The sequence below is a fragment of the Burkholderia sp. E168m15 genome (genome assembly GCF_016586105.1).
Classification (GTDB): Bacteria; Pseudomonadota; Gammaproteobacteria; order Burkholderiales; family Burkholderiaceae; genus Burkholderia; species Burkholderia orbicola.
Genome location: NZ_BCPO01000083.1, coordinates 39,999 through 58,812, shown reverse-complemented (window position 1 = coordinate 58,812; position 18,814 = coordinate 39,999). Strand labels below are relative to the sequence as shown.

Annotated in this window: 14 protein-coding genes; 10 read left to right on the top strand and 4 right to left on the bottom strand. The window is 69.1% G+C overall.

Annotated features, from left to right (window positions below; all coding sequences use genetic code 11):
* Positions 1 to 36: 36 nt before the first annotated feature.
* A complete protein-coding gene (locus JMF86_RS14380) occupies positions 37 to 834 on the top strand; it encodes a taurine ABC transporter ATP-binding protein (RefSeq protein WP_012329291.1) in 798 nt (265 codons plus the stop codon).
* Positions 834 to 1,799, top strand: a complete 966-nt coding sequence (locus JMF86_RS14375) for an ABC transporter permease subunit (protein ID WP_027806730.1) — start codon at positions 834 to 836, stop codon at positions 1,797 to 1,799. Before JMF86_RS14380 ends, JMF86_RS14375 begins: the two co-directional genes overlap by 1 nt.
* A gap of 118 nt (positions 1,800 to 1,917) precedes the next feature.
* On the opposite strand, the gene JMF86_RS35050 is transcribed toward JMF86_RS14375, so the two are convergent.
* From JMF86_RS35050 to JMF86_RS14360, 4 genes are all read right to left on the bottom strand, one after another.
* Positions 1,918 to 2,760 carry a YadA family autotransporter adhesin gene (locus JMF86_RS35050; RefSeq protein ID WP_230463042.1) on the bottom strand — a complete coding sequence of 281 codons (843 nt, stop codon included), beginning with the start codon at positions 2,758 to 2,760 and terminating at the stop codon, positions 1,918 to 1,920.
* Positions 2,757 to 3,707, bottom strand: coding sequence for a hypothetical protein (locus tag JMF86_RS35045; RefSeq protein WP_230463041.1), 951 nt, complete (start codon positions 3,705 to 3,707; stop codon positions 2,757 to 2,759). Before JMF86_RS35045 ends, JMF86_RS35050 begins: the two co-directional genes overlap by 4 nt.
* 400 nt (positions 3,708 to 4,107) lie before the next feature.
* Positions 4,108 to 5,982, bottom strand: a complete 1,875-nt coding sequence (ggt, locus tag JMF86_RS14365) for a gamma-glutamyltransferase (RefSeq protein WP_077180383.1) — start codon at positions 5,980 to 5,982, stop codon at positions 4,108 to 4,110.
* A 95-nt stretch (positions 5,983 to 6,077) separates the two neighbouring features.
* Entirely contained in the window at positions 6,078 to 7,040 is a 963-nt protein-coding gene (locus JMF86_RS14360; RefSeq protein WP_011546297.1) for a LysR family transcriptional regulator, read from the bottom strand.
* A gap of 179 nt (positions 7,041 to 7,219) precedes the next feature.
* On the opposite strand from JMF86_RS14360, the gene JMF86_RS14355 reads away from it, so the two are divergent.
* The 8 genes from JMF86_RS14355 (at position 7,220) to JMF86_RS14320 (ending at position 18,749) form a co-directional block, all read left to right on the top strand.
* On the top strand, positions 7,220 to 9,346 hold the full coding sequence (locus JMF86_RS14355) for a 3-hydroxyacyl-CoA dehydrogenase NAD-binding domain-containing protein (protein WP_077180382.1): 2,127 nt from the start codon (positions 7,220 to 7,222) through the stop codon (positions 9,344 to 9,346).
* A gap of 38 nt (positions 9,347 to 9,384) precedes the next feature.
* The gene (locus tag JMF86_RS14350) at positions 9,385 to 10,593 is read left to right on the top strand and encodes an acyl-CoA dehydrogenase family protein (protein WP_006477700.1); all 1,209 of its coding nucleotides are present in this window, start codon (positions 9,385 to 9,387) and stop codon (positions 10,591 to 10,593) included.
* Positions 10,594 to 10,607: 14 nt separating this feature from the next.
* On the top strand, positions 10,608 to 11,753 hold the full coding sequence (locus tag JMF86_RS14345) for an acyl-CoA dehydrogenase family protein (RefSeq protein WP_077180381.1): 1,146 nt from the start codon (positions 10,608 to 10,610) through the stop codon (positions 11,751 to 11,753).
* Positions 11,754 to 11,783: 30 nt separating this feature from the next.
* Positions 11,784 to 12,989: a CaiB/BaiF CoA-transferase family protein gene (locus JMF86_RS14340; RefSeq protein ID WP_201317021.1), complete on the top strand. Its 1,206-nt coding sequence runs from the start codon at positions 11,784 to 11,786 to the stop codon at positions 12,987 to 12,989.
* A gap of 95 nt (positions 12,990 to 13,084) precedes the next feature.
* Entirely contained in the window at positions 13,085 to 13,390 is a 306-nt protein-coding gene (locus JMF86_RS14335) for a DUF485 domain-containing protein (protein ID WP_006477703.1), read from the top strand.
* Between the two features lie 11 nt (positions 13,391 to 13,401).
* Complete coding sequence (locus tag JMF86_RS14330) at positions 13,402 to 15,087, top strand: cation acetate symporter (RefSeq protein ID WP_175809936.1); 1,686 nt, start codon at positions 13,402 to 13,404, stop codon at positions 15,085 to 15,087.
* A gap of 355 nt (positions 15,088 to 15,442) precedes the next feature.
* A complete protein-coding gene (locus JMF86_RS14325) occupies positions 15,443 to 16,735 on the top strand; it encodes a dicarboxylate/amino acid:cation symporter (protein ID WP_006477705.1) in 1,293 nt (430 codons plus the stop codon).
* Positions 16,736 to 16,739: 4 nt separating this feature from the next.
* The gene (locus JMF86_RS14320; protein WP_006477706.1) at positions 16,740 to 18,749 is read left to right on the top strand and encodes an ATP-binding protein; all 2,010 of its coding nucleotides are present in this window, start codon (positions 16,740 to 16,742) and stop codon (positions 18,747 to 18,749) included.
* Positions 18,750 to 18,814 lie beyond the last annotated feature (65 nt).

Below are 18,814 nucleotides of genomic sequence, written 5' to 3'. Positions count from 1 at the left end.
GGCCACTCAGCCCACTCATCGCGGAGGCCTTCGATCATGAGCACGCTGGAAGTCCGCCAGGTATCGGTTGCCTATCCGGGCGAGCGCGGCAGGCCGACGACGCAGGCGCTCGCGCAGGTCGACCTGCGCATCGATGCCGGTGAATTCGTCGTCGCGCTCGGTGCGTCCGGATGCGGCAAGACCACGCTGCTGAACTGCATGGCCGGCTTCGTCGCGCCGACGACGGGCGACGTGCGCGTCGACGGCGTGCCGATCACGGGCCCCGGCGCCGATCGCGGCGTCGTGTTCCAGAAATACGCGTTGCTGCCGTGGCTCGACGTGCTCGACAACGTCGCGCTCGGGTTGCGCTTTGCGCGCGTGTCGAAGGCCGAACGCGAAGCGCGGGCGCGCGAGATGCTGACGCTCGTCGGTCTCGAGCGCCACGCGCATGCACGCGTGTATGAACTGTCGGGCGGGATGCAGCAGCGGGTCGGCATCGCGCGTGCGCTCGCCAGCGACCCGCGCGTGCTGCTGATGGACGAACCGATGGGCGCGCTCGATGCGATGACGCGCGGCACGATGCAGGCGCTCGTGCTCGACGTGTGGGCGCGCACCGGCAAGACGGTGTTCTTCATCACGCACGACGTCGAGGAGGCGTTGTTCCTCGCGACGCGTCTCGTCGTGATGACGCCGGGCCCCGGTCGCATCGCCGAAACCTTCGAGTTGCCGTTCGCGCGCCGCTACGTCGAATCGCGCGACGCGCGTGCGGTGAAGTCGTCGCCGGATTTCATCGGGTGGCGCGAGCGGCTGATCGCGTACCTGCATCGCGACGAGGCGGTCGCGGAGCCCGCGTGATGCACGAGTTCGCGCGGCAGGGTGCGTCCGTCGGGCGCGGCCGGATCAGTACATTGCACAGGCAGGACGACATGAGCACGCAGGATTCCTGGGCGGCCGATCGCGCGACCGCCGACTCCGAACGGGATGCGCGCGCGGCGCAACAGCGCCATGCGGTGCGTCCCGCCCGGACATCACATCGTTACCGGTTGCCGGGGCAAGGAAAGACGGCCGGGTTGAGCGCTGCGACGATCGCGGCATTGGCCGCGCTCTGGTGGGTCGCGACGCATTTCCAGTGGCTGCCGCCGCTGTTCCTGCCCGCGCCGGAAGCAGTGTGGACCGCGTTCGTCGACGCATGGCACGGCCGCATCCAGGGCGGCCTGCCGTTGTCCGAACATCTGCTGTGGAGCGCCGCGCGCGTGTTCGGCGCGTTCCTGCTCGCGACCGCGATCGGCGTGCCGGCCGGCATTCTGATGGGCGTGAGCCGCATCGCGCGCGGCGTGCTCGATCCGCTGCTGGAGTTCTATCGGCCGCTGCCGCCGCTCGCGTATCTGCCGCTCGTCGTGATCTGGTTCGGCATCGACGAAACGGCGAAGCTGGTCGTGATCTTTCTCGCGTGCTTCGCGCCGATCGCGATGGCCGCGCGCGCCGGCGTGCGTGCGGCAACCGTCGAGCAGATCAACGCCGCGTATTCGCTCGGCGGCAGCTTCGCGCAGATCGTGCGGCATGTCGTGCTGCCGGCCGCGCTGCCGGAGATCCTCACCGGCCTGCGGATCGCGATCGGGTTCGGCTGGACGACGCTCGTCGCGGCCGAGATGGTCGCCGCGACAGCCGGGCTCGGGCAGATGGTGCTCAACGCATCGAGTTTCCTGCGCACCGACATCGTCGTGATGGGCATCCTGATCATCGGCGCGATCGCATGGCTGTTCGATCTGGCGATGCGCTGGGTCGAGCGGCGGGTGGTGCCGTGGAAGGGGCGAGGGTAGGCCGTACAGGCGGAAAGGACTTACGGTGGGTGCCCGTGTCGAGAAGACCGAGGGGCCGGGTTCGTATCGAACGAACCCGGCCCCTGTTGCTTGCTGTGGGTGATGTCGCCGTGGCGCGTTACCAGCGATAGCCCGCGCCGGCGCCCACCGCGACCGTGCCGCGGGTATTGGTCGACCCGGATGCCTTGACCACCCAGCGCCCGTTGCGGGTGGCGGTCGACAGGCCGAACGCGACGGCCGACTGCCCGCTGTAGGTGCCGCCGGCGATCGCCACCATGCTTTCGCCTGCCAGCGATGCCTGCGGCAAGTTCGCGATCGCCACCGCCGACGCAATACCGCCGCTCGCGTCGCGCCGGTAATGATCCATGTCGGAACGAACGCTGCCGATGTGGTCGTTCAGTTGCTGCACGTTCACGGCGTCGGTCGGCGCGGTGCCGGCCTTCACGTTGGTGATCTGCCGCTCCTGACCGGGCGCGCCGACGGACACCGTGTTGTCGCGATCGGCGACGGAGCCGTTGCCGAGTGCCACCGAATTGTTGCCCGACGCCGTCGCGTTGTTGCCGATCGAGAGGCTGCCGTTGCCGGATGCGCTCGAGTTCGGGCCGAGCGCCATCGAATCCGAGCCGGTCGCGCCGGAGCCGTCGCCCAGCTGCGCCAGCTGGCCGCCCTGCTCGCCGGTCGGCGGCCGGGTGTTCGGGCCGACCTGCTCGATGTTCTTGATACGCGTGTCGAGCGATTCCAGGCGCGTTTCGAATTGCTGCTGCATCGAGAAGAGCTGCCCGCCGTTGACGGCCTGCATGCTGCTCGCCGCGATCGCGCCTGCCTTGACGTTGTCGAGCAAGGTGCCGCCGACGCCGCCGAGCGTGGCGCGATTCAGCGTCAGGTCGTCGTACACGATCGCGCCGAGCGCCTTGCCGTTCGGATCGATCAGTCCGGTCGCCTTGAGCTGCGCGACCGTCACGGCGTCGGTGTCGCCGGTGCCGACAGGCCGGTCAGCGTGCGCGTGCCGTCAGTGCCGCCGACGCTGACCGACGTGCCGCCCTTGTCGGCGCCGATCGAGATCGCGAGATTCGCCGGGTCCTGCCGGACGAGGCCGGTCGTGCCGTTGTCGAGCCGCGTGCCGAGATCGGTGACGTCGTTGCGGATCGACGTGACGTTGTTTTCGACGGTGGTGACACGCCCGTCGATCGTCGTGACGCGTCCGTCGAGTTGGGTCAGCGCACCGCCGACGGTGTTGAACGATCGTCCGTCCACCGTGTAGTTCGGGCCGCGCACGGTGCCGTCCGCATTGACGGCCGCATCGCCGCCGAGCGCCGCGACCACGGGCTTCAACTGCGACAGGTTGGTTGCGTCGGTGTCGCGCGTGCCTGCGCCGAGGTTGACGAGCTGGCGCTGGGTGTCCGCCGTGCCGATCGACACGGTGTTCGTGCGATCGGCGACGCTGCCCTGGCCGAGCGCGACCGCACCGTGCGCGGTGACCTTCGCGTCCGCACCGAGCGCCAGCGCGCGATTCGCGTTGACGCTTGACGACACGCCGAAGGCGCTCGAGCGATCGCCGTGGACGTTCGCCGCTTCGCCGACGGCGATGGTCGAGCGACCATTGGCGACGGCTCTGTCACCGATCGCGATCGCGGAATAATCGCCACCGGTTTCGCCGGTCGCCTTCGCGCCCGCCCCGATTGCGATCGAGCCGGCGCCCGAGGCGATCGGGTCGCCGCTGTCGCCGCCCTTGACGATCAGGTTGGTCTCGACGAGATCGGTGCCGGACGCGTGGCCGTAGCACGGCGCGAGTGCGGCGATGGCGAGGGCGAGCGCCGACAGGCGGGCGGACGGCGTGCGTTGTCGTTTGAGCGAAGCATGCGAGCGGGCACGCGTCGTACGGGAGTGTGCAGCGGAGATACCTGACATATTAATCGTAGTCCTGATCAACGTTATGCGTGACGCAGCCGGATGACGCCTGTGCGGCTTCGTCGAAAGGCGGGGGCGAAGTGCGGTGGCGGGTGTGCGGCGAACCGCAATCACGTCGCCCCCGACGTAAGGGGAGCGACTATACGTACGCACGCAGGCGCCGTCGATCAGACAGTTTCGAAAGTGATTGGGCGGATATAGGACGCGCTACGAGCGCATGATCGCGTGCCGGCGGTGTCGCCGGGATGGATCGGGTACAGGCGGGGCGTTGAGGCAGCGCGCGGCCAGGGCCGGCGGGCGCGCAGAGAGGGCGGGGGCGCATGGCGCATGAACGCCAGGGCCCCATGGGCGATGTACGTCGATTCACGCACACCACCACCGACGGACGAACATCGTCCGCTCAATCGCCCATCGCGACCCCTTCCCGGCGCGGGTCCGCGCCGCCGAACCACACCGTCTGCCCCTGCACGTTCAGCCGCTGGATGCCCTGCAGCCCCGAGTTCATCTCGACGATCTGCACGTCGTGCCCGCGGCCCTTCAGCCCGTCGGCGAGCGCGTCCGACACGCGGCCGCGTTCGAGCTGCGTCGGCCCGTTCATCGACCCGAAGTTCGGCAGCGCGATCGCCTGCTGCATCGTCATGCCCCAGTCGAGCACGCCGACCAGCGTCTTCGTCACGTGATTGATGATCGCGGGGCCGCCGGCCGAACCGACGATCATCGTCACCTGCTTCGTCTTCTTGTCGAACACGAGTTCCGGCGACATCGCCGAGCGCGGTCGCTTGCCCGGCTGCACGCGGTTCGCGATCGGCCGGCCGTTGTCGTTCGACGCGAATGAGAAATCGGTGAGCTGGTTGTTCAGCATGAAGCCGCGCACCATCAGCCGGGAGCCGAACGCGTCCTCGATGCTGGTCGTCATCGACAGCGCCTGGCCGTAGCGGTCGACGATCGCGATGTCGGAGGTCGACGGCAATTCGGGGCTGCGGTCGTCGGCCAGCGCGAGCGCCGCGCCCTGCGGCGTGCCGGCCTGCGCGACGCCCATGCTGGTGTCGCCGATCAGCCGCGCGCGCTGCGCGAGATAGGTCTTGTCGGTGAGGCTCGCCCAGGTGCCGCCCGGCAGCGGCACGAAATCGGGATCGGCCACGTAGCGCGCACGGTCCGCGTACGCGAGGCGCCCGGCTTCGCTGAACAGGTGCGCGGCGAACGGCGTCGGCTCGTAGCCGACCTCGTTGCGCACCGGTTTCTGCGCGCCGATCTGCTGCCAGTCGGGCATCGCTTCCAGGATGCCGAGCATCTGCGCGATCGCGAGGCCGCCCGACGACGGCGGCGGCATCCCGCACACGACCGAGCGCCGGTAGTCGGCGCACAGCGGCGCGCGCACCTTCGCCTTGTAGCGCGCGAGATCCTGCAGCGACAGCAGCCCCGGGTTGGTCGGGTGCTTGCGCACCTTCGTCACGATGTCGCGCGCAATCGCGCCGCCATAGAACGCGTTCGCGCCGCGGTCGGCGACCTGGCGTAGCACGGTCGCGAGCGCCGGGTTCTTCAGCACCGTGCCGGCGGCCTTCGGCGTGCCGTCCGCGTTGTAGAAGTACGCGCGGGCGGCCGGGTCGTTCTTCAGGTACCTGTCGTTCGCGATCAGCATCGCCAGGCGCGGGCTGATCGTGAAGCCGCGCTCGGCGAGCCGGATGGCCGGCTGGAACAGCCGGCGCCACGGCAGCTTGCCGTGCGCGCGGTGCGCGGCGTCGAGCATGCGCAGCACGCCCGGCGTGCCGACCGAGCGCCCGCCGACGACACCTTCGTAGAAGCTCATCGGCTGGCCGGTCGGGCCGTAGAAGAGGCGCTCGGTCGCGGCGGCCGGCGCGGTTTCGCGGCCGTCGTACGCCTGCGTCGTCTTGCCGTCGAAGTACAGCATGAACGCGCCGCCGCCGATCCCCGACGATTGCGGCTCGACCAGCGCGAGCACCATCTGCGTCGCGATGGCCGCATCGATCGCGGTGCCGCCCGCCTTCAGCATGTCGTAGCCGGCTTGCGTCGCGAGCGGGTTCGCGGCCGCGATCATGAAGTGCTGCGAGGTCCAGCCCGACTTGTCGGTCCAGCCGGACGACAGTTCGGGCGCGTGTACGCCGGGCAGCGGGACGGCCGCGCCCGACGCGGCGGCGACCGGGACGACGGCGCCCGACGGCGCGGACGGGGACGTGCAGCCGGTGTTCAACGCGACGAACGCGACGGCGGCGAGCAGCGTCCAGGGACGCGAATGCGGACGAATCCGGTCGAACATTGAACCCTCGGCAGCAGTGAATTCGAAGGAGGCGGCGGTGTTGATGTTGACGTTGACGTCGGCGCGGGCGCAACGGTGCGGCCCGCCCCGGCGCGCTATTGTCGCCGCGTGCCCGGCGGCTTGTCATCCGTCAGGAAACCCTGACGCATCCCGCCGGGCCCGCCCCGGCCGGTCTTTCCGGCCTGTTCGAGGATGAACTCTATGAACGTGGAAGTCGCGCGCGTGTGGTGGCGGTTCGGCATGTACAGCATGTACATGTGGGTACCGAAGATGCTGAGCCGGTACGCATCGAGCGACGTGACGACGGTGCCGTGCCGCAGGTCGTCCTGCATCACGTAGTCGGGCACGATGCCGACGCCGATGCCCGCGAGGATCGCCTGGCGCAGGAACAGGAAGTTCTCCGAAATCAGCGTCGGCTCGAGCAGCACCTCGTGGCGTTCGTCGCCGAGATACGCGGCGATGCGGAGCTGCCGGCCCATCACCGTCGCGGTGACGACCGGCGCGGCGGCCAGCGCGCCGAGGCTCGCCGGCATCCCGTGCGCGGCCGCGAACGCGGGCGACGCGCAGGCGACGTAGCGCACCGCGCCCATGTCGCGGGCGACCAGATTCTGCGGCGGCTCGGACATCACGCGGATCGCGATGTCGACTTCGTCGCGCATCAGGTCTTCCACGCGATTCTCGAACACCACGTCGAGCACGATGCCCGGATGCCGCCGCTTGAACGCGAGCAGCCAGTCGGACATCACGATCTGCCCGTAGCCGCTCGGCACCGACAGCCGCACGCGGCCCTGCAGGTCCTGTCCGAGCGTCGTCACCGACTCCTGCGCGGCGAGCAGCTCGTTGCGGATGCGCCGGCCGTGCTCGTACAGCTTCAGCCCGATCTCGGTCGGCTCCATGCGCCGCGTCGTGCGCCGCACGAGCTGCTGGCCGATCGAGCGCTCCAGCTGGTTGAGCCGGTAGCTGACGTTCGCCCGGCTCATTTTCAGCCGCTGCGCGGCCTTGCTGAGATTGCCGGCGTCGAGGATCTCGACGAGCAGTGTCAGCGCGTTCAGGTCCATGCGGGGTCTCTCCTGATCTGGCCCGTTAATCGGATCGAAGCGGTCCGACACGGTCCGAAAACATTCAGTGTCAAGTCAGATTTGACAGCTTGTAAAGGCGTGCGGGAATTGTCAATGAATCTCGATCAATCGAGAATCAGGGCATGCCTGCTGCCTCGACAGCTTCGACCGGAGACGCCATGAATTCCCCCGCCATCCCCTCAACCGGCACGGTCACGCGCGAACGGCGCGACAAGGTGCTCGTCGTCACGATCGACCATCCGCCCGTCAACGCGCTGTCCGCCGACGTGCGGCGCGGCCTCGCCGATGCGATCGACGCCGCGCAGGCCGACGACGCGATCCGCGCGGTGCTGATCGTCGGCGCCGGCCGCAACTTCATCGCGGGCGCCGATATCCGCGAATTCGGCAAGCCGCCCGTACCGCCGTCGCTGCCCGACGTGTGCGAGCGGATCGAATCGGGTACCAAGCCGGTCGTGGTCGCGCTGCACGGCGCGACGCTCGGCGGCGGCCTCGAAGTCGCGCTGGCCGCGCATTACCGGCTCGCGGTGCCCGGCGCGAAGCTCGGGCTGCCCGAAGTGACGCTCGGCCTGCTGCCCGGCGCGGGCGGCACGCAGCGCGCGCCGCGCCTGATCGGCGCGAAGGCCGCGCTCGACCTGATGCTGACGGGCCGCCATGCGAGCGCCGAGGAAGCGCTCGCGCTCGGCCTCGTCGATCGCATCGCGTACAGCGACGACACGCTCGCCGAAGGGCTCGCCTATGCGCAGGAACTCGTGTCGCTCGGCGCGCCGGTGCGCCGCACGCGGGACGCGCAGGGGCTGGCCGACCGCGCGGCCGCGCAGGCCGCGATCGACGCGGCGCGTGCGGAATTGCCGAAGAAGTCGCGGGGCCTGTTCTCGCCGGCGAAGATCGTCGACGCGGTCGAGGCCGCGCTCACGCAGTCGTTCGACGCCGGGATGAAGTTCGAACGCAGCCTGTTCCTGCAATGCCTCGACAGCCCGCAGCGCGCGGGCCTCGTGCATGCGTTCTTCGCGGAACGCGAAGCGGCGAAGGCGCCCGAGGCGCGGCGCGCGAGTGCGCGGCCGGTCGAGCGGATCGGCGTGGTCGGCGGCGGCACGATGGGCGCGGGCATCGCGGTCGCGGCGCTCGACGCCGGGCTGCCGGTGACGATGATCGAGCGCGACGAAGCATCGCTCGCGCGCGGCCGGGCGCACGTCGAGAAGGTGTACGACGGCCTCGTCGCGAAAGGGCGGATGACGCCGGCCGCGCACGCGGCGCGTCTCGCGCGCTTCAAGGGCAGCACGTCGTACGACGCGCTCGCGCAGGCCGATGTCGTGATCGAAGCCGTATTCGAGGACATGGCCGTGAAGCAGGCCGTGTTCGCCGAACTCGCGCGCGTGTGCAAGCCGGGCGCGGTGCTCGCGACCAATACGTCGTATCTCGACATCGACGTACTTGCCGCCAGCATCGACCGGCCGGCCGACGTGATCGGCCTGCATTTCTTCTCGCCGGCCAACGTGATGAAGCTGCTGGAGATCGTCGTGCCGGCGCGCGTGAGCCCGGACGTCGTCGCGACCGCGTTCGCGCTGGCCAAGCAGCTGAAGAAGACGCCGGTGCGCGCGGGCGTCTGCGACGGCTTCATCGGCAACCGGGTCCTCGCCGTCTATCGGACAGCGGCCGACTACCTGATGGAAGACGGCGCGTCGCCGTACCAGATCGATCGCGCGGTGCGCGGGTTCGGCTTCCCGATGGGCCCGTTCCAGGTGGTCGACCTCGCGGGCGGCGACATCGGCTGGGCGACCCGCAAGCGCCGCGCGGCGACGCGCGATCCGAACGCGCGCTACGTGGAGATTTCCGACCGGCTGTGCGAGCGCGGCTGGTTCGGGCAGAAGACCGGCCGCGGCTACTACCTGTATCCGGACGGCGCGCGCGTCGGCACGCCCGACCCGGAAGTCGACGCGATCGTCGCGGAAGAACGCGCGAAGAAGGGCGTCACGCCGCGCACCTTCTCCGACGACGAGATCCTGCGCCGCTACCTCGCCGCGATGATCAACGAAGGCGCGAACGTCGTGCACGAGAAGATCGCGCTGCGCCCGCTCGACGTCGACGCGGTGTTCCTGTACGGCTACGGCTTCCCGCGCTATCGCGGCGGCCCGATGCACTACGCGGACACGGTCGGCCTCGCGAACGTGCTCGCCGATATCCGCGCGTTCGCGAAGGAAGATCCGCTGTTCTGGAAGCCGTCGCCGCTGCTCGTCGATCTCGTCGCGCGCGGCGCGGATTTCGCGAGCCTGAACCGCATCGACTGAACACCCACCGCACCCACCGCATTTGCCACGGACCGAAGATGGACCTGAATTTCACTCCCGAAGAGGAAGCCTTCCGCACGGAAGTGCAGCGCTTCCTCGCCGCCGAACTGCCGGCGCGCACCGCGCGCAAGGTGAAGGGCGGCCTGCACCTGACGCGCGACGACATGCGCGAATGGCACGCGATCCTCAATGCGCGCGGCTGGCTCGCGAGCCACTGGCCGCGCGAATACGGCGGCCCCGGCTGGAGCGTCGCGCAGAAATTCCTGTTCGACAACGAATGCGCGCTCGCCGGCGCGCCGCGCATCGTGCCGTTCGGCGTGAACATGCTCGGCCCGGTGCTGATCAAGTACGGCAACGAAGCGCAGAAGCGTCACTGGCTGCCGCGCATTCTCGACGGCACCGACTGGTGGTGCCAGGGTTATTCGGAGCCGGGCGCCGGTTCCGATCTCGCGGCGGTGAAGACGAGCGCGGTGCGGCGTGTGGATGCGCAGGGCGCTCACTACGTCGTGAACGGCCAGAAGACGTGGACCACGCTGGGCCACTACGCGAACATGATCTTCTGTCTCGTGCGCACCGCGACCGACGTGCGCAAGCAGGAGGGCATCAGCTTCCTGCTGATCGACATGAATACGCCGGGCGTCGAAGTGCGCCCGATCATCACGCTCGACGGCGAGCATGAGGTGAACGAGGTGTTCTTCACCGACGTGCGTGTGCCGGTCGAGAATCTGGTCGGCGAAGAGAACCGCGGCTGGACCTACGCGAAATACCTGCTCACGTACGAGCGCACCAACATCGCGGGGATCGGCTTCTCGACCGCTGCCCTCGACCGGCTGCGCGCGGTCGCCGCGAAGGTCACGAAGAACGGCCGGCCGCTCGCGGACGATCCGTTCTTCGCGGCGCGGCTCGCCCGCGTCGAGATCGAACTGGAAAACATGCGCACGACCAACCTGCGCGTGCTGGCCGCGGTCGCGGGCGGCGGCGTGCCGGGCGCGGAAAGCTCGATGCTGAAGATTCGCGGCACGCAGATCCGCCAGGAGATCACCGCGCTGATGCGGCGCGCGATGGGGCCGTACGCGCAGCCGTTCGTCGACGACGCGCTCGACGCCGATTACGACGGCGAACCGGTCGGCCCGGAAGAAGCCGCGAGCGCCGCGCAGCAGTATTTCAACAACCGCAAGCTGTCGATCTTCGGCGGCTCGAACGAGATCCAGAAGAACATCATCGCGAAGATGATGCTCGGGCTGTAACGAGGGACGCGACGATGGATTTCCAGCACACAGAAGACCGCCGGATGCTGGCGGACACGTTGAACCGCTTCATCGCCGAACAGTACGCGTTCCCGGTGCGCGACCGCATCGCGCAGTCGGCCGAAGGGTTCGATCGCGCGATGTGGCAGCGCTTCGCCGAACTCGGCTCGGTCGGCGCGCTGTTCGCCGAAGCCGACGGCGGCTTCGGCGGCGCGGGCTTCGACATCGCCGTGGTGTTCGAATGCCTCGGGCGCGGACTCGTCGTCGAGCCGTTCCTCGGCGCGCTGCTCGCGGGCCGTGCGCTCGCGCTCGCCGGTGGCGATGCGCATCGCGACCGGCTCGCCGCGCTGATCGACGGCAGCGCGAGCGCCGCGTTCGCGCACGACGAACCGGGCTCGCATTACGAACTGACGACGGTGCGCACGCGCGCCGAACGTTCGGGCGACGGCTGGGTGCTGACCGGCGCGAAGGGCGTCGTCGACCAGGCTGCGCAGGCGGCGTTTTTCGTCGTCAGCGCGCGCGCGTCCGGCAACGACGACGACGCGGCCGGCATCGGCCTGTTCGTCGTGCCGGCCGATGCGCCGGGCGTGTCGTTGCGCGATTACAAGAAGATCGACGGCGGCCGCGCGGCCGAAGTGCGCTTCGAGCGTGTCGCATTGCCGGCCGACGCCGCGCTCGGCGCGCCGGATGCGCTCGACGGCGAAGCGGGCGCCGAGCTGCTCGAACGCGTGCTCGGCTACGGGCTGCTCGCGCTGTCGGCGGAAGCGCTCGGCGCGATGGACGTCGCGAAGGCGCACACGCTCGACTACCTGCGCACGCGCAAGCAGTTCGGGTTGCCGATCGGCAGCTTCCAGGCGCTGCAGCACCGGATGGCCGACCTGCTGCTCGAGGTCGAGCAGGCGCGCTCGGCCGTGATCAACGCGGCCGCGCAGCTCGATGCGCCGCGCGCGGTGCGCGAGCGCGCGCTCGCGGCGGCGAAATACAGCATCGGCCGGATCGGCACGCTCGTCGCCGAGGAAAGCATCCAGCTGCACGGCGGGATCGGGATGACGTGGGAGCTGCCGCTGTCGCACTACGCGAAGCGGCTCGTGATGATCGATCACCAGCTCGGCGACGAGGATCACCATCTCGCGCGCTACATCGCGCTGTCGAAACAGTAAGGGCGCACGGCGCGAATGGAGGAGACAACGATGACGAACGAACGGTGCGCGCTGCCGCTGGCCGGCGTGAAGGTGCTCGATTTCTCGCGCGTGCTCGCCGGCCCGTGGTGTGCGATGGTGCTTGCCGATTTCGGTGCGGAAGTGATCAAGGTCGAGCATCCGGCGCGCGGCGACGATACGCGCGACTGGGGATTGCGGATCGGCGACACCGAAACCACCTATTTCAACAGCGTGAACCGCAGCAAGCGGTCGATCTGCGTCGACCTGCAGACGGAAGCCGGCCAGCGCATCGCGCGCGAGCTGGCGGCGCAGGCCGACGTGCTGATCCACAACTTCAAGTGCGGCGGCGCGGAGAAACTCGGGCTCGGCTACGACGCGCTGGCCGAACTGAATCCGCGCCTCGTGCACTGCGCGATCTCGGGCTACGACCGGTCGGGCGCCGAGGCCGCGCGGCCCGGCTACGACCTCGTCGTGCAGGGCGAGGCCGGGTTGATGGCGCTGAACGGCGAGGCCGGCCAGCCGCCGCTGAAGTTCGGCGTCGCGGCGGTCGACCTGTTCACCGGCATGTATTCGGCGCAGGCGATCCTCGCCGCGCTGTACGAACGCCATGCGACCGGGCGCGGGCGGCGCATCGAGATGGCGCTGTTCGATTGCGGGCTGATGATCACCGCGTACTACGGGCTCGACGCGCTGCTGATGGGCGAGGACCCGCCGCGCTACGGCAACGCGCATCCGTCGATCGTGCCGTACGGCGTGTTCGACGCGGCCGACGGCCCGCTCGTGATCACGGTCGGCAACAACACGCAGTTCGCGCGCTTTTGCGACGCGATCGAGCGGCCCGATCTCGCGGCCGACGAACGCTACAAGACCAACCTCGGCCGCTCGCAGAATCGTGCCGACCTGCTGCCCGAGATTCGCCGCGAACTCGCGCGGCGGTCGCGCGCGACGCTGCTGGCGGCGCTCGCCGACGCGGGCATTCCATGCGGCGAAGTGCTCGGATTGCACGAAGCGCTGACGTCCGAACGCGCCACCCGCGCCGGGCTCGTCACGCGGCAGCCGCATCCGGCTGCGGGCGCGGTCGACGTGCTCGCGCCGCCGTACCGCTTCGACGGCGCGAGGCTGCCGGTGCGCGGTGCGCCGCCGGTGCTCGGCGCCGATACCGCTGCGGTGCTCGGCGGCTGGCTCGGGATGTCGGCGGAGGACGTCGCGCGGCTGCGGGCGGATCGCGTCGTGTAGATCGCTTGTTCCGCCGCGGCGCGGGCGGTGAGTCGACGCGCGCCGACCATTCCACAAAACACCGCTCGCAATGATGAGCCGGAAATGGAGACACCATGGAGCTTTCCGTCATCGAATCGGTCACGGCGCGCCGCGACTACCAGCAGCTCGTGCGGGCCCGGCGCCGCTTCAGCTTCACGCTCACCGCGTTGATGATCGCCACGTACTACGGCTTCATCCTGCTCGTCGCGCTCGCGCCGCACGTGCTCGCCGCGCCGCTGTACCGCGGCGCGACGACGACGGTCGGGATCGCCGCGGGCGTCGCGATCATCCTGATCGCGATCGGCCTGACCGCGTGCTACGTGCTGCGCGCGAACCGTGCGTTCGACCGCCGCGTCGACGCGATCCTGCAACGTTCGTGACGGAGGCCCGCATGCGACGCATTTCGCGCGCGCTCGGCGCGCTGATCGTTCTCGTTTCCTCCACCGCCCATGCCACCGGCATCGCCGGCCCGATGCCCGACAAGGTCGAGCTGAACCCGGTCGCGATCGGGATGTTCTTCGCGTTCGTGTTCGCGACGCTCGCGCTCACGCGCTGGGCCGCGCGCCGCACGCGCTCGACGCGCGACTTCTACACGGCCGGCGGCGGCATCACCGGGCTGCAGAACGGGCTCGCGATCGCGGGCGACTACATGTCGGCCGCATCGTTCCTCGGGCTGTCCGGGATGGTGTTCACGTTCGGCTTCGACGGGCTGATCTACTCGATCGGCTTCCTGGTCGGCTGGCCGTTCGTGATGTTCCTGATCGCGGAACCGCTGCGCAACCTCGGCAAGTTCACGTTCGTCGACGTCGTCGCGTACCGTTTCGCGCAGCGGCCGATCCGGCTGCTGACCTCGGCGAACGCGCTGACCATCGTCGTGCTGTACCTCGTCGTGCAGATGGTCGGCGCGGGCAAGCTGATCCAGTTGCTGTTCGGGCTGTCGTACGGCACGGCCGAGCTGATCGTCGGCGTGCTGATGGTCGTCTACGTGTTCTTCGGCGGGATGACCGCGACCACCTGGGTGCAGGTGATCAAGGCCGTGCTGCTGTTGTGCGGCGCGACGCTGCTCGCGTGGCTCGCGCTCGGCGAATTCGGCTTCAGCATCGACGCGATGTTCCGCCGCGCGGTGGCCGTGCATCCGGGCGCGCTGTCGATCATGGGGCCCGGCAAGCTGATCCGCGACCCGGCCAACGCGCTGTCGCTCGGCATCGCGCTGATGTTCGGCACGGCCGGCTTCCCGCACATCCTGATGCGCTTCTTCACGGTGCCGAACGCGAAGGAGGCGCGCAAGTCGGTGCTCTACGCGACGGGCTTCATCGGCTACTTCTACCTGCTGACCTTCGTGATCGGCTTCTCGGCGATCGTGCTGCTCGCGCAGCATCCGGAATTCTTCCGGCTCGGCGCGAACGGCACGTTCAACCTGACGCACGACCTGCTCGGCGGCTCGAACATGGTCGCGGTGAAACTCGCGCAGGCAGTGGGCGGCAACTGGTTCTACGGGTTCATCGCGGCCGTCACGTTCGCGACGATCCTCGCGGTGGTCGCGGGCCTGACGCTCGCCGGCGCGACGACGATCTCGCACGACCTGTATGCGCAGATGTGGGCGCGCGGCAAGCCCGACGAACGGCTCGAGATGCGCATCTCGCGCGCGGCGACGATCGGGCTGTCGGCCGTCGCGATCGCGCTGTCGATCCTGTTCGAGCACGTGAACGTCGCGTTCATGGTCGGGCTCGTCGCGGCGGTGGCCGCGAGCGCCAATTTCCCGGTGCTCGCGATGTCGATCTTCTGGCGCGGGATGACCACGCGCGGCGCGGTGCTCGGCGGCGGCCTCGGCCTCGTGTCGGCGGTCGCGCTCACGGTGTTGTCGAGGTCGGTGTGGGTCGATGTGCTGCACCACGCGCACGCGGCGGTGTTCCTCGACAACCCGGCGCTCGTGTCGGTGCCGCTCGCGTTCGTCGGGATCGTGGTCGGCTCGCTCGCGGATCGTGGCGAGCGCGCACGCCGCGAGCGCGACGCGTTCGCGCAGCAGGAGTTCTACGCGCAGACCGGCCTGCTGGCCGGCGAGGCCGTGCAGCACTGATTCCTCTGATGAACGACGCATCCGTCCGGATCGCTGGACGGATATTTTCCGGAAATCCGGAATCCCGGATTTCCTTGCCTGCCGCATTATGGGAAATACAATGAAAACAACGGCTTGAGGGGTTCCGGAAACCTGGCATCGACCTTGCGATATAAAGCGCACGGCCATCCCCCGGCCGAACTACTACAGCAAGCAAGGAGACAACCGATGACCAATGCCTTCCTCCCCCTCCGGATGTCCTGAGGCATCGCTTGTTGCGGCACGGCAGCCGCGCGGGTGAATGCCTTTCCCCTGAGACATTCGCCTGCGCGCGTGACGCCGTTTCCACGGCTCATCTACTTCAGCAGGAACCATCGTGAAGAAGAAACCCTTCTACAAAGTGCTCTATGTGCAGGTGATTTTCGCCATCATCGTCGGCGTGATCCTCGGCCACTTCTACCCATCGATCGCCACCGACATGAAGCCGCTCGGCGACGGGTTCATCAAGCTGATCAAGATGGTGATCGGCCCGATCATCTTCTGTACGGTCGTCACCGGCATCGCCGGCATGGAGGACATGAAGAAGGTCGGCCGCGTCGGCGGCAAGGCGCTGCTGTACTTCGAGATCGTGTCGACCTTCGCGCTGCTGCTCGGCCTCGCGGCCACGCACCTGCTGCGTCCGGGCGTCGGCTTCAACATCGATCCGGCGACGCTCGACGGCAAGGCCGTCGCGTCGTACGCGGCGAAGGCGCACGGGCAGTCGACGGTCGACTTCCTGATGCACATCATCCCGAACACGATGGTCGACGCGTTCGCGCAGGGCGAAATCCTGCAGATCCTGCTGATCGCGCTGCTGTTCGGCAGCGTGCTCGCGCACCTCGGCGAGCGCGGCCGTGTGGTCACCGACTTCATCGACGGCCTGACGCGCGTGCTGTTCGGCATCGTGCACATCGTCACGAAGCTGGCCCCGATCGGCGCGTTCGGCGCGATGGCGTTCACGATCGGCAAGTACGGCGTCGGCTCGCTGGTGCCGCTGCTCAAGCTGATCGGCACGTTCTACCTGACGTCGGTCGTGTTCGTGCTGGTCGTGCTCGGCGCGATCGCGCGCTTCACCGGCTTCTCGATCATCCGCTTCGTGTCGTACATCAAGGAAGAGCTGCTGATCGTGCTCGGCACGAGCTCGTCGGAAGCCGCGCTGCCGCAGCTGATGGAAAAGCTCGAGAAGGCCGGCTGCTCGCGTTCGGTCGTCGGCCTCGTCGTGCCGACCGGCTACTCGTTCAACCTCGACGGCACCAACATCTACATGACGATGGCCGTGCTGTTCATCGCGCAGGCGACCAACATCGAGCTGACGTGGATGCAGCAGCTCACGCTGCTGGCCGTCGCGATGCTGACGTCGAAGGGCGCGAGCGGCGTGACCGGCGCGGGCTTCATCACGCTGGCCGCAACGCTGGCCGTCGTGCCGACGATCCCGCTGTCGGGCATGGTGCTGATCCTCGGCATCGACCGCTTCATGAGCGAATGCCGTGCGCTGACCAACATCGTCGGCAACGGCGTGGCCACCGTCGTCGTGTCGGCGTGGGAGAAGGAGCTCGACCGCAACAAGCTGCGCCAGGCGCTGAAGGGCGGCGGCGAAGTCGCGCCGACCGAGACGACGGCCGGCGTCTGACGCGATGAAGGAGCAGGCGGCGGCACCCCCCGCCGGCCGTGCGGCCCGCGGCGGCCGGGGCATCGAGGCGGAGGCCTATGACACAATAGGCGATCCGCATCGCCAGGAAGCCTCGACCGTGACGCGCCGCCTGCTCATCCTCGTCGTGCTCGCCGCCGCGCTCGTCGCGGCGTGCGCGCTGACGTGGACGATCACCTGGCAGCGCGGCGTCGCCGAGCTGCAGCGCAATGCCGCGGTGCGGGTCGACCGCACCACCAGCGCGCTCAAGAGCACGCTCGACCGCTACGAATCGCTGCCTTATCTGCTCGGCAGCCATCCGTACGTGCAGGATCTGCTCGCCGACCCGAAGCGCGGCGACTACACCGCCCGCGTCAACCGCTATCTCGAAGACCTCAACGAACACGCGCACGCGACCGTCACCTACGTGATCGGCGCGGACGGCCTGTGCGTCGCCGCCAGCAACTGGCGCGCGCCCGACAGCTTCGTCGGGATCGAATACCGTTTCCGCCCGTATTTCCTCGATGCGATGAACGGCCAGGTCGGCCGCTTCTTCGGGATCGGCACGATCTCGCGCGATCCCGGTTACTACATCTCGCAGCCCGTGTGGCGCGACGGCAAGATCGCGGGCGTCGTCGTCGTGAAGCTCAATCTCGAATGGTTCCAGGGCGCCGACGCGTCCGAGCCGCTCGTCGTCGTGGACGATCACGGCGTCGTGTTCCTGTCGTCGGTGCCCGCGTGGAAGTACCATACGCTGCGCCCGCTCACGGGGCCCGTCGCCGCGTCGATCTACGAAACGCGCCAGTACGCGCAGCAACCGGTCACGCCGCTGCCGCTGCGCGTCGAGCAGACGCTCGGCGCCGACGCGGAAATCGTGCGCCTCGGCGCCGGCCGGCGCGCGCCGCGCTTCCTCGCCAGCAAGCGCCGGATCGGCGAGCCCGACTGGCTGCTCGTCACGCTCGCGCCGCTCGCGCCGATCGATGCCGATGCGCGCAATGCGACGATCGTCACTGGTTTCGGCTTCGTGTCGGTCGCGCTCCTGGCGTTCTACTGGCGGATGCGCCGCGCCCGCGTGCGCGAGATGATCCGCGGCCGCGCGCTGCTGCAGCAGGCGTACGCGGAGCTGAACCGGCGCGTCGAGGAGCGTACGGCCGATTTGTCCGAGGCGAACGAGCAGTTGCAGAAGGAGGTCGGCGACCGGATTCGCGCGGAGCAGGAGCTGCGCGCCGCGCACGACGAACTGATTCAGGCGAGCAAGCTCGCCGCGCTCGGCCAGATGGCGGCCGGCATCACGCATGAGCTGAACCAGCCGCTCGCGGCGCTGCGCAGCTTCTCGGACAACACGCGCGTGCTGCTCGATCGCGGTGAGCTGGCCGCCGCGCGCGAGAATCTCGAGGCGATCGCCGCGCTCACCGAGCGGATGGGCAAGATCACCAACCAGTTGAAGCTGTTCGTCGGCCGAGCGAAGCCGCGCAACGAGCGGGCACTCGTCGTGCGCGCGCTGCGCAGCGTGCTGTCGCTGCTCGGCGAGCGCCTGCGCGGCGTCGCGCTCACGCTGACGCTGCAGGACGCGACCGTGTCGCCCGCGCACGACGCGCCGCTCGACCTTGCGCGCGACTATCCCGAACTCGTCGCGCGCTGCGAGGACCTGCGCCTCGAACAGGTGCTGATCAACCTGCTCGGCAACGCGCTCGACGCGGTGGCCGGCGTCGCGGCGCCGGCCATCGAGGTGACGATCGCGGTGTCGGCCGCGACGCTCGCACTCGAGGTGCGCGACAACGGCTCCGGCATTGCGCCCGATCTGCTGCCGCGCCTGTTCGAGCCGTTCTTCACGACCAAGGAAATGGGGCGCGGGCTCGGGCTCGGCCTCGCGATCTCGTCGTCGATCGCGAGCGACGCGGGCGGCGCGCTGACCGCACGCAACGCACCGTCGGGCGGCGCGCTGTTCGTCTTGACGCTGCGGCGCGCCCGCACGCATCATCCGGACTCCGTGTCCGAGCCGGCGGGCTCGCATTAGCGTGAACAGGCCGGTCGACGAACGATCGGAATCAACGAGAGCCGCACGCACCAGCGCCGCGCGGC

What these genes read in the sequence shown, in the direction of transcription:
- JMF86_RS14360 (WP_011546297.1), bottom strand. Translation starts at nt 7,040, where the DNA reads ATGGACCTGAACGCGCTGACACTGCTCGTCGAGATCCTCGACGCCGGC.
- JMF86_RS35045 (WP_230463041.1), bottom strand. Translation starts at nt 3,707, where the DNA reads ATGTCAGGTATCTCCGCTGCACACTCCCGTACGACGCGTGCCCGCTCG.
- JMF86_RS14350 (WP_006477700.1), top strand. Translation starts at nt 9,385, where the DNA reads ATGGACCTGAATTTCACTCCCGAAGAGGAAGCCTTCCGCACGGAAGTG.
- JMF86_RS14380 (WP_012329291.1), top strand. Translation starts at nt 37, where the DNA reads ATGAGCACGCTGGAAGTCCGCCAGGTATCGGTTGCCTATCCGGGCGAG.
- JMF86_RS14330 (WP_175809936.1), top strand. Translation starts at nt 13,402, where the DNA reads ATGCGACGCATTTCGCGCGCGCTCGGCGCGCTGATCGTTCTCGTTTCC.
- ggt (WP_077180383.1), bottom strand. Translation starts at nt 5,982, where the DNA reads ATGTTCGACCGGATTCGTCCGCATTCGCGTCCCTGGACGCTGCTCGCC.
- JMF86_RS14320 (WP_006477706.1), top strand. Translation starts at nt 16,740, where the DNA reads ATGAAGGAGCAGGCGGCGGCACCCCCCGCCGGCCGTGCGGCCCGCGGC.
- JMF86_RS14340 (WP_201317021.1), top strand. Translation starts at nt 11,784, where the DNA reads ATGACGAACGAACGGTGCGCGCTGCCGCTGGCCGGCGTGAAGGTGCTC.
- JMF86_RS14335 (WP_006477703.1), top strand. Translation starts at nt 13,085, where the DNA reads ATGGAGCTTTCCGTCATCGAATCGGTCACGGCGCGCCGCGACTACCAG.
- JMF86_RS14345 (WP_077180381.1), top strand. Translation starts at nt 10,608, where the DNA reads ATGGATTTCCAGCACACAGAAGACCGCCGGATGCTGGCGGACACGTTG.
- JMF86_RS14355 (WP_077180382.1), top strand. Translation starts at nt 7,220, where the DNA reads ATGAATTCCCCCGCCATCCCCTCAACCGGCACGGTCACGCGCGAACGG.
- JMF86_RS14375 (WP_027806730.1), top strand. Translation starts at nt 834, where the DNA reads ATGCACGAGTTCGCGCGGCAGGGTGCGTCCGTCGGGCGCGGCCGGATC.